The following is a 12,749-nucleotide window of genomic DNA, read 5'->3' on the forward strand; positions in this document are numbered from 1 at the left end:
CCCAGACGGTTCGTCCGGACGCACGCTGGCGGTTCGGACCGCGAATCGAGCGTCGGCCGGCGCGAGAGGGGAGCAGCGCTGCGAAACCGGCCGCGACGGCGTTGTGGTTTAAATACGAAGAGGCGGGCAAACGGGGTATGACCGACATCGAGCGCCTGGACGAGCGGCTGACGGCGGTCGAGCGGGCGGTCGTCGACGGCGACTACGAACTCGACGAACTCGCCGACCTCGCCGCGGTGGCGGACGACGTCGACAGGCTGGAGTCCCGCCTCGACGACATCGAAGACCGGCTCGCGACGGTGGAGGCGCGCTCGCAGTCAGTCGAGGGGTTCGTGGGCCAGGTGCGCTCAGTCAACGACGACGTCGAGCAGCAGGCCGACGCCGCGCTCGCGGCCGTCGACCGCCTGGAGCGGCGGATCGGCGAACTGGAAGCGGCCACGGAGGGCGCCGTCCGCGGCGGCCAGGGCGGTCCTCGCGGGGCGGGGAGCGGTCGCGAAACGGACGGACCGGGGACCGCCGAACGGTCCGTCGACCGCGTCGTCTCCGGCCGCGAACAGGGCACCGCTCGCGGCGGGGCCGGGACCGGTCGAGGCGGCGGGAACGGTCACGCTCGCGACGGCCCCGGGGCCGCCAGCGGCGTCACAGGCGGCCACGGGTCGGCGGACGGCCGTAGGGCCGCCGGATCGGCGGACGGGGACGGCGAGGCGAACGCCGATCAAGAGCAACTGGCCGACGAGTTCGACCTCGACGGTGAGGGCGACGAGGACGACGAGGACGGTCTCCTGAACACCATCCGCTCGAAGCTCCCGTGATACGCACCGTCCTCGCCGTCATCCTGATGGTCGCGCTGGTCGGGATCTCGATGCCGGCGATCGACCACGCCGCCGGGGTCCACAGCGACCGCCAGGTCGAGAGCATCGCCGCCCAGTTCGAGCAGGCGGCGGTCGACCTCAACGAGAGCGAAGACCTCCCCCCGAAGAGCGTCCGCGGGCCCCAGCGCGTCGTCGAGGTCACGTTCCCGACGCCGTCGCTCACCGCCAAGACCGTCTTGAAATTCCAGATCGAGCGTCCCAGCGGCGAGATGCACAGCGTCATCACCTACCGGGTCAGCGGTCGACCCGAACGGGTCCGCCACGTCGACGCCCCGATGGTCAACGCGAACGGCGGGACGCTGAAACTGGGGCGGATCACGGGCGAACAGACGTTCGTCTTCCGGCTCGAACGGGAGGGGTCGTCCGACGACCCGATCGTCACGGTCCACCGTACCGGCGGGTGAGCGCGAGTCGGTCCCGTCTCCGGGCGGAGACGGCGCCGTGTAGAAGTTTAAGGCCGAACACGCGGCCACTCCCGGCATGGCAACGGGTACGTCCGATCTCTCGCTGTCGTCGGTCCTCGACGCGGTCGGCCTCGACGGGCTGACCGGCGGCGGCGACGACGAGGGCGACGACGGTCCCTGTACGTGCGATCTGCGTATCGACGAGGGGGTCCTGCTGGTCGACGCGTCGGGGTGTGACAACGACGGCGACCTGCGCGCGTCCCCGGCCTGCCGGGCGACCGTCGTCCGGACGCTCGCCGACCACACCGTCGACGGGCTGGTGGTCCGGACCAGCGGCCTCGAGTACCGCTACGGCGACCGCGCCGTCTCCCTGCTCTCGACGGCCGGCCGGTTCGTCGACCTGCTGGGCGACCGCGACGACCGCCTCGCCCGGACCGCCGCGACCGACCCGCTCTCGGTCGCCGACGAGACCGAGACCCGGGTCGGTCCGGTCGCCGACATCGCCGCGCAGTCGGGGCTTCTCCAGGCGGCGGCGGGAGTGGACGACTACGACGAGGCGCTCGCTCCGACCGTCGGACTGACGGTCGGCCACTACTTCGTCGACCGGACCGTCGACGACGGCGCGCGGCTCCGGGACGTGACTGAACTGTCGACGGGGAGCACCGCCCGGATCTACGGCCGCGAGGACTCCGTCCCGCTGTACTCGCTGGACGTGGTCGACGTCACCCTCTCGGTCGAACAGCGCGAGTTCGTGCTGGAGGGGTACGAGGCGATCGCGAAGGGCCTCGTGGAAGGCGACCGGCGCGCCTCGCAGGCCATCGAGTACGTCAGCGACGGCGACGTCGACCCGATCCTGACCTCGGTGCTCGGCAAACACACCCAGGGGTACGGGGTGCTCGAGGACCTGTTCGCCGACCCGCGCGTGACCGACGTGTACGCCACCTCGCCGGTGGAGTCGAACCCGATCCGCCTCGAGGTCGACGGCCAGGCGATGACGACGAACGTCCACCTGACGACCGACGGCGGCGGCGCGCTGGCCTCGCGCATTCGGCGGACGAGCGGCCGCGCGTTCTCCCGGGCGACGCCGACCGTCGACGCGACGGCGGACCTGGAGAACGGGACGGGCCTGCGAGTCGCGGGGGTCACCGACCCGGTCGCCGAGGGGGTCGCCTTCGCCTTCCGCGAGCAGGCCGAGGACACCTTCACGCTCCCGGAACTCGTCAGGAACGGGACGATGCCGGCCGAGGCGGCGGGCTTTCTCTCTGTCGCCATCGAGCGCAACGCCGCGGCGCTCATCGCCGGGACCCGCGGGGCCGGGAAGACGACGCTGCTGGGAACGCTCCTCTACGAGGTCACCCCCGACACGCGCACGGTCGTCATCGAGGACACGCCCGAACTTCCCGTCAATCAGCTCCAGCAGTGCGACCGCGACGTCCAGCCGCTGCGCACCGGTACCGGCGAGGGACCGGAGATAACCGCGGCCGACGCGCTCCGAACGGCGCTCCGCCTCGGCGACGGGGCCCTCGTCGTCGGGGAGATCCGCGGCGAGGAGGCTCGCGTCCTCTACGAGGCGATGCGCGTCGGCGCGAACGCCAACGCCGTCCTCGGGACGATCCACGGCGACGGCGCCGACGAGGTGTTCGAGCGCGTCGTCTCCGACCTGGGCGTGCCGGCCTCCTCGTTCGGCGCGACCGACCTCGTCGTCACCGTCCAGGCCTACCGGACGCCGACGGGCCGCAAACGCCGGCTCTCGGCCATCGAGGAGGTCATGGTCGGCGACGACGAGATCCGCTTCGCGCCGCTGTACGAGATCGAGGGCGACATCGCCCGCTCGACCGACCGGATCGACCGCGGGGAGAGCCGCTTCCTCGACCGGCTCACCGGCCCCGCCGAGTCGTATTCGGACGTGCGGCGAGCGGTCAAAGAGCGGGGGGAGCGACTGGCGGGGATCGCGGAGGACGGTCGGACCTCGCCGACGGAGGTCGCCGCGGCCTACGTCGGCCGCGGCGTCGAGTGACCTATGGGATGGAAAGTCAGCCTCGTCCACGCGCTCGCGAGCCTGTACCCGTACGAGGTCGAGACCAGCGACGAACTCGTCGAGGCGGTGGCGTTCATCGAGTCGCCGTTCAAACCGGAGACCATCGTCCAGGCGGGCTACGGAGCGGGCATCGCCGTGGCCGTCCTCACCGCGGGGATCCTCTTCGCGCTCGGGCTCCCGCTGTTCTCGATCCTGGCGCTCCCGGTGGGGATCGCGACGATCCACGGGGCGCACACGTCGCCGACGATCCTCGCCGGCTTCCGACGGACCGAGGCGCTCGGCGACACGCCGAACCTGATCGGCCGTGCCGTCCTGCGGATGCAGATCCAGCCCGCGACCGAGACGGCCGTCGAGTTCGCCGCCGAGACCGGACGCGGGCCGCTCGCCGACAGCCTGGCGAGCCACATCGACCGCTCGATCGGTTCGCCCCAGACCGGCCTGCTCTCGTTCGCGGACGACTGGGCCGAGGACTTCCCCGCGCTCCGGCGGGCGGCCCACCTGCTCGCGACGGCGCAGAACGCGCCCCCCGACGAGCGCGAGCGGACCCTCGAACGCTCGCTCACGGCGGTCCTCAACGGGACGCGCGAGGAGATGGCCGAGTTCACCAGCGAGATCCGCGGCCCGACGACCGGACTGTACGCCTTCGGCGTCATGCTCCCGCTCGCTCTGGTCGCGCTCGTGCCGGCCATCGGCCTCGCAGGGGGTGGCGACGGGGGGTTCACCCTCCCGATCGAGTTTTTCGTCATCGTCTACGACGTCATGCTCCCGGCGGGGTTGATCGCCGCGAGCGTCTGGCTCCTCCAGCGCCGACCCGTCGCGTTCCCGCCACCGAACGTCACCGTCTCGCACCCCGACGTGGCCGACCGACGGCTGCAGGGGGTCGGCCTCGGGCTCGCCGTCGGCGTCCTCGCGGCCGTGGTCACGACGATGATCGGGCACGGCTTCCTCGCGCCGGTCGCGGGGATCGGGCTGGGCCTGGGCACCGCGCTGCTCACCGTCTTCACGCCGATCAAGGAGCTCCGCGACCGCGTCAGGGCGATCGAGGAGCACCTCACCGACGCCCTCTACCTCGTCGGCCGGCAGGTCGCCGAGGGGCTCGCCGTCGAGGCGGCCATCGCCCACGCCGGCGAGCGCGTCCCCGCCGAGACCGGGGAGGTGTTCGAGCGGGCGGCGGGCCTCCAGGAGCGCCTGCACGTCACCGTCGACGAGGCCTTCTTCGGCGAGTACGGGTCGCTCGCGAACGTCCCCAGCCCGCGCGCCCACGGCACGGCGTCGCTGCTCTCGATCGCCGCGCGGGAGGGCAGGCCAGCCGGGAGCGCCGTCGTCGCCATGGCCGACCACCTCGAAGAACTCCAGGAGGTCGAAGCGGAGGCGAAGCGAGAGCTGTCGGCCGTCACGGGCACGCTCGACAGCACGGCGGCGTACTTCGGTCCGCTCGTCGCCGGAGCGACCGTCGCGCTCGCCAAGAGCATCGAGGAGAGCCAGGGCACCGCAGCCGCGAGCGACCAGGTGGGCAAGGCGCTGTCGGCCGACCAGTTGAGCCTCGTCGTCGGCGTCTACGTCCTTCTGATGTCGGTCATCCTGACGACCCTCTCCATCGGGCTCCGCAACGGCCTCGACCGCTCACTACTGGGTTACCACGTCGGCCGCTCGCTGATCTCCGCGACGCCCATCTACGTGATCGCCGTCTTCGTGACCGGCCTCGTGATCTGACCGTCGCCGAACTGACTCCCCCGCCGAGCTGTCTCCGCCGTCGAGCCGACTCCGCGGCCGAACCGTCTCCGCCGCCGAGCCGTCTCCGCCATCGCGTTCGCTACTCGCTGCCGGACGGTCGCGCGTAGTCGTTTAAATACGATGGGGGGACCAAACGTGGTATGGAACTGGAGTCGCCGGCAGACGCGTGGTACGTGTGGTTCGGCGTCGCGCTGGTGAGTCTCGCGTTCGTGGGCGTGGTGGCCTCGTTCCCGTCGGAACCGCCGCCGGACGCGCCTGCGGCGGCCGACGCCATCGACCAGACGACCGCGAGCGGCTACAACGCCACCGCGGAGTACGAGCACGACGCCGACCGCTGGTACGTCGCCAACAAGACCATCGTGATGAAAAACGACGGCGGGACGGCGCGTGCGGCCCTCTCGTACGCGAGGGTGGTCCCCGTCTGGGCCGACAGGGACTCGCCGCACGCGCCGGACGGCGACCTCGAGGCGATACTCCACGGGGCGCCGGTCAGCAGCGAGTACAGGGGGTCGAACCCGAAAGAAGCCTTCCGGGAAGACGTGGTGGCGGCGTCCAGGCTGGCGGAGGACAGCCTCTCAGACCCGGACGTGCCGAAGTGGCGCATCGCCGACGGCAAACTCGTGGTGCGGTTCGTCAAATGGGGGGACAAGCGTGCGACGCTCGTCGACGCGTGACAGCGGCCAGACCGAGCCGCTGGCGGCGCTGATCGCCGTCGCCGCGATGGCCATCGGGCTGAGTCTCTACGCCGGCTACGTCACGGACACGCTTCCGGGAACGAGCCAGCGCGACGTCGCCGAGTCGGCGATCCAGGACGTGTGGAACAAGATCGAACAGTCGGGGGTGTACCCGGCCGAAGACGACCTGAGCGCCATCTACAGTCCGTCCGGCTCGCCCGGTCCGTCGGGGCTCCCCCAGGGGTACTACGTCTACATCAACGTCACGCGGACGGAGACCGGCGACTCCGAGCGGGGCGAGCTGTTCGAGTACAACGACCCGAGCGGCGGGACGGAGGAACGCCACGTGGTCTTCGGCCCGCAGGGACAGGCGCGCAGCGCCGTGCTCTCGGACGTCGAGGACCCCGACCTCGGCGTCCCCGACAGCGCGAGCACGGCGAGTCGCCCCATCCCGATCCGACGCGGACACGGCGACGTGGTGGCCGGCCGGCTGAACGTCGCGGCGTGGGAGCAGTGACGGGCGACACCGTCCGTCCGGACAGTATCGCCGCGAGCCGCTGGCTCCGCTGCGGTCGCAGTTAGACGGTGCGACGCTGAATCGCGAAGCCAAGGCGTCACGCAGACGAACACGTTCGAGTAGACGGTCAGAAGTACGGCGAGACCGGTGAGACGCCGGCGATTCTGCCGACCGCCCGTGCGGCGTCGGGGCCATGTTATGTTTAAATATCATGACGGGGCCAAACCGGGTATGCAGCCGCGGTTGTCGGTATCGAGGGGGAATCGCAGAACTGGGGGCGTCACCACGGGCGGACGGCCGGCGTCGTTCGTCGGCGACTGCTTCCGGAATCGCTCGAAGAGCGCCGGTGTTCGCGCGGGAGTCGGGAGCCGACACGGGCGCGGGGGAGGTGGGTCGCCGCCGTGATCCGGTCTCCGCGGGCACGGGGTATCAGCACCGTCGTCGACGTGACGTTCGCGCTGTTGCTCGTCAGCGCCTCTATCGCCGTGCTGGGCGTCTTCCTGACGGACAGCGAGCGGACGCACGACCCGATGGAGGCCGACCGAACGGCGGAGACGCTGGCCGCGACGACCAAGTCGCTCACCTACAGCCTCGAACCCGTCAGGTCAGAGGCCAACTTCGACCACGACAGCGACTTCAACTACGAGCGGTCGACCCACGGGACGCTGACGGGGTTGCTGGCCGACGCGGCCGTCACGAACGCGCAGTTCCCAGACGGGGGGCCCTCGACAGCGTACGACCCCGACTCGCCCACGCACCTGACGAAGGCCGGCGAGAACTTCGACGACGCGGTCGACGGCGCGGTCCGCGACGCGCTGACGAGCGCCGACGGCGATGCGCACGTCGTCGCGGTCTGGAAACCCTACCACGACTCGGCCATCGAGGGCCGGGTCGAGGCTGGGGCGGACCTGCCGTCGGGCGTCGACACGAGCACGGCGACGCTGACGGTCCCGAGCAAGATGCCGTCGCTGGACGAGGCGGAACTCGAACGCGCCTTCCGAATGGACGGGTACACCGGCGTCTCGAGACTGATCGCGGAAGCCATCGTCGAGGGGTACTTCCCGCCCACGGAGACGCAACTCGCGCTCGAACGCGACGGGTTCGGACGCGAACTCGTCGTGTATCGCTATCATCGGATGGCGGAGGTCACGGACTACGGCGATTTCGACGAGAACCCGGGCGTGTTGACCGGCGACCACCCGATCAGCCGGACGCAGGCGGACGCGGCGTCGGCGAACTCGGACTTACAGGCGGAACTCCAGTCGATGATCCGCCAGGAGTTGGATGACAAGTACCCGAGGGATGCCGAAACGATCGCCTCGGCGGTCTCGGTCGGTGAAGTGAAAATCACGGTTACCACCTGGAACGAATGAGCCGAAAGCGACCGCGAACGATATCGATAGGACTGAGCGACAGAGCACGCATCCCCTTCGCGATCGTCGGCGTGTTGGTCCTGATCACGAGCGTCACGGTGGTCGGGGTGATGCAATCGCGAGATGACCCGCAGACTGAGTCGAGCGTCGCGCAGGCGATGAATCAGGCCGAGTCGGCCGCCCAGTCGACCATCCGGGAGGCCGTCTCCGACGCGGCGAACGACGCGGCGAAGCAACCGGTCACCGTCCCCGCCGACACGCCGGCGGGGCGAGTGCTGGCCGGTTCGAGCGGCGATCCGGACCCCAACCAGGTGTATCGCCGCTACGTGAAGCTACGGATCTACCTCGAGATACAGGACCAACTCGACAGTTCGGTCCAGCGAATGAGCGGCGGGGAGGTCACGCGGACGTCGCTCCCCCACGTGAGTTACACCGAGTCGTCGATCGAGGACGCGATCGACCGCGTCGACCTGACCGCCGGCATGGACGACCAGAGCGACGACATCAGCAACGGGACGGTCGTCGCGACCATCGACGGGGTCACGACCGAAGTCGTCGAGAACGGGGAGGTTCGGGCCAGCGAGACGGACTCGGTCACCGTCTCGGTCGCGTCGACGAGCCTGCTGCTCCAGGAGCGCACGCAGAAGTACCAGGACAAACTCTCGAAGGGCTTCTTCGAATCGGGCGAGGGGTACGGGAAGCAGTTCGCGGCCCGTCTCTACCCGCTGATGTACGCGAAGGCGTACTACGAGCGGATGGCGCCGCCCAGCAAGGCGGGCGCGTTCGAGAAGATGGTCATGAAGAAGGACATCGAGGTCCTCGCCAACAGCGCCAACTTCGCCGTACAGGGCGAGGTCTTCGGGACGAGAGATCCCGGTCACGACCGCGTGATGGCGTCCGCGTACGCGTGCATGGTCGTCCGGAACGTCGAGAAACTGTACGATGCCGGTGCGTTCAGCCGTTCGAGCAGTAGCGGTTCCGACGACGACTACAGCCAGGGCGCCGGTGGCGATAGCCTCGACGACGAGGGTTCGACCGGCGGCTGGAAGGAGGAATACGGTCTCAACTCTGCGGTGTCCGGGCTGGACGCCAAGGACTTCTGCAGGGCCGCGGCGATGATCACCGGCGGTGCGAGCGGCGACCCGCCCGATTCCGTCCAGGACGTCGTCAACCAGTTCATCGGCGGCCAGGCCCAGCGGGCGTTCAACAAGAAGAGCACCGTCGAAGTCGAGAAGTTCGCCGAACCGGCATTCGACGAGGTCAACAGCGACACGGTGGACTTCGACTCCGCCTACAGCGACGACACGGGGCAGGAACAGCCCAGCGCCAGCGACGGCGCGCCCGAACTCGACGACGACCTGCCCACAGACTTCACCGGCCGGAACACCTTCGAGCGGCTCATCGACCGGATCTTCTCCTACTCGGTGTCGACCAGCACCGGGAGCGCGTCGAAGGTGTCCGGGAGCTTCCCCGACGCCACCGCACCCTCCGGCAGCGGGTGGACGGAGGTCGACGACGGCGGGGTCTCGGTCGACCACACCGTCGACGTCTCCGTCGACCACGAGGAGGTGTGGAGCGAGTCGACCGACAGGACGCGGGACCTCCACGAGTTCACCGTTCGCGTCACGAACGAACTGAAGTCGACGTCGGAGTACCGGCGGGAGGTCTCCTGTTCGGACTCCGGTTCCGGCTCGTCGACCGACACGCCGTCGGGGCCGTGTTACGAGTACGAGGACCAGACCGACTACGAGGACGTCACCTGGGAGATTGACGTGACGGTCTCGGGGACCTACAGCGACCACCCGAACATCAACGTCACGCACAACGGGACCGACGGCGCCTACGAGGGGTCGGGACCGAACTTCGAGGAGGCGATCGCCGAATCGATCAGCGCGGGGCTGAACGTCGACCCGAGCGACCCCGACGGGAACTTCGGGAGCGCCATCTCGACGGGCGGCATCAAGAGCGCCGGCGACCTCGAATCGGCCGTCAGCGACCAGATCTCCGGGAGCGCGACGATCGACGCCGACGAGTTCTTCTCCGGGTCCGAGCGCTCGGACCTGCGCTCGGACCTCGAAGACGAAGTCGAGGACCTGCACGACCACGTGGTGGGCGACGACTCCGGCCCGCCCGAGGAGGTCTCGGACATGAAGGTGTCGCCCACCGAGATGGCGACGGGCGACAACGTGTTCGCCCCGATCCGGCGGAACGTCACGACGGCCTCGCACGTCTACTACGACACCTCGGGGGCCTACGACAGCGCCCGCGAGAAGGCCATCGCCGAGGCCCGCATGGAGTACGTCGACTCGATGCACCGCTGGATCGACCGCGTGGAGAGCTCACGCGAGGAATCCTCGAACGACGTGGACGACGAGATATCCAGCAGAGTCGACGGCGCGACGAACGTGCTGAACCAGGGACTGGACTTCGCCTCCGACCAGATCGACGGCGAGGGTCCGACGTACAGTCCGGGCTCGATATCGGACACGGACCTGCTCGGCGACATCCGGTACGAGGTGTCCGCGTCGCCGACGTACCTCACGACCGGGCCGGTCTCCCGCGCCACGGTTCCGGGGCTCCGGCCCGGGTACGCGACGGTGACCGACGTCGGGGACACCCAGCACATCCCGATGGCGGTGCGCAAACACAACACGTTCGGGTACCCCGGCGTCCCGGTAATCCCGTGGCCGAGTTACTGGTACCTCTCGATCGACTTCTGGAACGTCAAGACGGAAGGCGAGTACGGGCGCTTCGAGGTGACGGCGAACAACAGCGCACCGGCCTCGCCGAAGACGACGACGTACGTCCGCCAGGAGATGCCCGTCGACCTCGAGATCGCGGGCCAGGAACGCCGTGTCGGTCAGGTCACGCCGATCAACTTCTCGTCGGAGACGGCCGTGGTCATCCCGGTGCCGGGCGGAACCGTCTATCCGAAGCCCAACTACGGCGTGGGTGACCGGTGGACCATCAAGAATCCCCGGGACGAGAAGCCCTGGAGGAACATGTGCTCGGCGAGCTGGCCACACACCGGCCCGGGCTTCAGGCCCAGCGCCATCAACGAGGGCGCCTGCAGTAACATCAACACGGGCGGCGGCCCCCTGAAAGCCTCGCTGTGGGACTACGTGCCCGGCAGCGATAGCGTCAGCGAGCTCCCGCTCACGCTGGACGACGACGGCGACGAACTGGAACTCGCCGCGCCGGAGACCGACGACTGCGAGGAAGAGGACTTCGTGGAGGCCCTCGACGACGACGCCGAGACCTGGTACGACGGACTGTCCGAAGACGCCCAGGTGGAGATCTGGAAGTGGCAGTACTGCCGGCTTCACACTGCCGACTACCGGACGCAGTACGCGAACTTCGTCAACGGCGACGAACCGAACGAGGACGACGACGACGTCCTCGCTGCGTCCTGGCGAGGCGCCATCACGAGCACCGACATCGAGTACCGGCAAGTGAAGAGGACGCTCAACTACCTGAATAGCGAGGGCGGGTCGCTCTCTGACAGCGAGAGTCTGATCGAGAAACACGACGTCGTCCGGTTCCGAACCGCGACAAACGCCAACTCCCTCGAAAGTGGGGTCGATCCCCACAAGACGCCCGGGATCGTGACGAAGCTACAGCTGGTCGAAGACCACAGCTTCGCGCGGGTGTACGGCAACGGCGACGAGGACGGACTCATCTCGGGGTCGTACGTCGCGCGGCCGGGGTCGGTGATAGGGAAGGACCGCGAGCAACTCGTCCAGGACTTCGCGCTGTGGAACGCGAGCGTCGTCCCGGAGAGGGCCAGTGTCGACCCGTGGGGCAACTATCAGTGCCTCGGGAAACTGGTCGTCGAAGAGGACATCGAGGTGAGCGTCAGCACCACGAGCACGTTCCACGAGAGCGAACATCCGATCACTGAAACGCTTGACGGCGGCCACATGCAGTTCAAACTGCATACGATACCCGACGATAGCCAGTGGATCCCGCTCGGCCGGATCGAATATCTGGCTTCCCACACCAGTGAGTTCAGCGATCGGTACGAAGACGCGGATCCGTCGACTCCGGACGACGAGTACACTGACGGGAAGTGTTCGGACGACATCTACTACGACGGGAGTTGACCACTGAGTCCGACAGTTGAGCGATTCACATCGGACCGTTGTCGCCGGAACTCTCTTATAGCCGACACGAAATGTGGATGACGAATGCCGGAAATCGATAGTAGCCAGTTCGAGGTCACCGAGGAGGGGGCCATCAGGTGCGGTGACCGGGAACTCAGGCCACCGAGGCGACTCGCCCGGTGCGAGGTTTTCGGGGAGCGACTACTCTTCACTGTCAACCCGACCGCCGACGGCCCGCCAGACCAGTCGTTTCCGCTCTCGGATCCGAGCAGGAACGCCTTCGCCGTAAGCGCGAACTGTACACGTGAATGGACGGTAGAGCTCGCGAGCCGCCTGAGAGACAGTTCCGACTGGCACTACCAACTGTGGTCGCATCGGGGACGGCCGATCACGAGATCCAAGAGCCGGGACCACTTTTTCCACGTGTGCCCCGACAGCGGACGGATCCTCGATTCGTGGGGTTCGAACGAATTTAAAATGGCCGGCAAACGCCACGGTCTCGACGGGAAAGTGGACGATATTCGGGAATTTGGGGACATCACGGTCGTCAACGTCGACCAACAGATCATCTACGGGTTCGACAGTGAGGGTCGGCAGTTGTGGCGCCGGAACGACGGACGGACGTGGCGGGTGGGGGAAACTGAGGCGGGTCCGATCCTGTTTCACCAGCCGGGCCGAGGCGCCAACTCGAAGTTCGTTCTCGAACCCGAGACGGGAGCGCTCACCGAGCACGTATTCGGTCCCGACGACGTGGCCGCGGACGTGATGGGCGAACCCGAGTAGCGTTCCCGACGATTCACACCGTCTCGCAGGTATCCCTCTCTGGCTTGCCGGTCCGAACCACGAGTACGAGTGCTTCGGGTAACGGCAAACAACTCTGCGTAGGCCTGGCCGAAGACGAACACGGCCACACGCTCGACGACATGGGACGATGCGGACTCGTCGTCGGCGCGCCCGCCGCAACTGGCGAGCGCGCACGGTGGGTGTAGTCGATGCTCTCCCGGAGACACCCGGCGATTTGGCCAGATAGGACA

At 68.4% G+C, this 12,749-nt stretch carries 9 protein-coding genes; all 9 read left to right on the forward strand.

The genetic code is table 11. From position 1 onward, the window contains the following. Window positions 1–137: 137 nt before the first annotated feature. The 9 genes from ACMGFE_RS00870 to ACMGFE_RS00910 all read left to right on the forward strand — a co-directional run bounded on the left by ACMGFE_RS00870 (window position 138) and on the right by ACMGFE_RS00910 (window position 12,498). Complete coding sequence (locus tag ACMGFE_RS00870) at window positions 138–812, forward strand: DUF7310 family coiled-coil domain-containing protein (RefSeq protein WP_436923057.1); 675 nt, start codon at window positions 138–140, stop codon at window positions 810–812. Beyond that, on the forward strand, window positions 809–1,276 hold the full coding sequence (locus tag ACMGFE_RS00875; protein WP_436923059.1) for a DUF7311 family protein: 468 nt from the start codon (window positions 809–811) through the stop codon (window positions 1,274–1,276). Before ACMGFE_RS00870 ends, ACMGFE_RS00875 begins: the two co-directional genes overlap by 4 nt. Window positions 1,277–1,352: 76 nt before the next feature. Then, complete coding sequence (locus ACMGFE_RS00880; RefSeq protein WP_436923061.1) at window positions 1,353–3,293, forward strand: ATPase, T2SS/T4P/T4SS family; 1,941 nt, start codon at window positions 1,353–1,355, stop codon at window positions 3,291–3,293. A gap of 3 nt (window positions 3,294–3,296) precedes the next feature. Further along, complete coding sequence (locus ACMGFE_RS00885; RefSeq protein WP_436923062.1) at window positions 3,297–5,027, forward strand: type II secretion system F family protein; 1,731 nt, start codon at window positions 3,297–3,299, stop codon at window positions 5,025–5,027. A gap of 161 nt (window positions 5,028–5,188) precedes the next feature. Beyond that, a complete protein-coding gene (locus ACMGFE_RS00890) occupies window positions 5,189–5,722 on the forward strand; it encodes a DUF7283 family protein (protein WP_436923064.1) in 534 nt (177 codons plus the stop codon). Further along, entirely contained in the window at window positions 5,700–6,239 is a 540-nt protein-coding gene (locus ACMGFE_RS00895; protein WP_436923065.1) for a DUF7285 family protein, read from the forward strand. The genes ACMGFE_RS00890 and ACMGFE_RS00895 overlap by 23 nt, the downstream gene beginning before the upstream one ends. A gap of 401 nt (window positions 6,240–6,640) precedes the next feature. Continuing rightward, entirely contained in the window at window positions 6,641–7,612 is a 972-nt protein-coding gene (locus ACMGFE_RS00900; protein WP_436923067.1) for a DUF7284 family protein, read from the forward strand. Further along, window positions 7,609–11,715 (forward strand): DUF7286 family protein, encoded by a 4,107-nt coding sequence (locus tag ACMGFE_RS00905; RefSeq protein ID WP_436923069.1) that lies wholly within the window; start codon window positions 7,609–7,611, stop codon window positions 11,713–11,715. Before ACMGFE_RS00900 ends, ACMGFE_RS00905 begins: the two co-directional genes overlap by 4 nt. Before the next feature lie 477 nt (window positions 11,716–12,192). Then, entirely contained in the window at window positions 12,193–12,498 is a 306-nt protein-coding gene (locus tag ACMGFE_RS00910) for a hypothetical protein (protein ID WP_436923070.1), read from the forward strand. The last annotated feature ends 251 nt before the right edge of the window (window positions 12,499–12,749 follow it).

It is taken from the genome of Halosimplex amylolyticum, from assembly GCF_051414035.1.
GTDB lineage: Archaea > Halobacteriota > Halobacteria > Halobacteriales > Haloarculaceae > Halosimplex > Halosimplex amylolyticum.

What these genes read in the sequence shown, in the direction of transcription:
- ACMGFE_RS00870 (WP_436923057.1), top strand. Translation starts at nt 138, where the DNA reads ATGACCGACATCGAGCGCCTGGACGAGCGGCTGACGGCGGTCGAGCGG.
- ACMGFE_RS00880 (WP_436923061.1), top strand. Translation starts at nt 1,353, where the DNA reads ATGGCAACGGGTACGTCCGATCTCTCGCTGTCGTCGGTCCTCGACGCG.
- ACMGFE_RS00885 (WP_436923062.1), top strand. Translation starts at nt 3,297, where the DNA reads ATGGGATGGAAAGTCAGCCTCGTCCACGCGCTCGCGAGCCTGTACCCG.
- ACMGFE_RS00890 (WP_436923064.1), top strand. Translation starts at nt 5,189, where the DNA reads ATGGAACTGGAGTCGCCGGCAGACGCGTGGTACGTGTGGTTCGGCGTC.
- ACMGFE_RS00905 (WP_436923069.1), top strand. Translation starts at nt 7,609, where the DNA reads ATGAGCCGAAAGCGACCGCGAACGATATCGATAGGACTGAGCGACAGA.
- ACMGFE_RS00910 (WP_436923070.1), top strand. Translation starts at nt 12,193, where the DNA reads ATGGCCGGCAAACGCCACGGTCTCGACGGGAAAGTGGACGATATTCGG.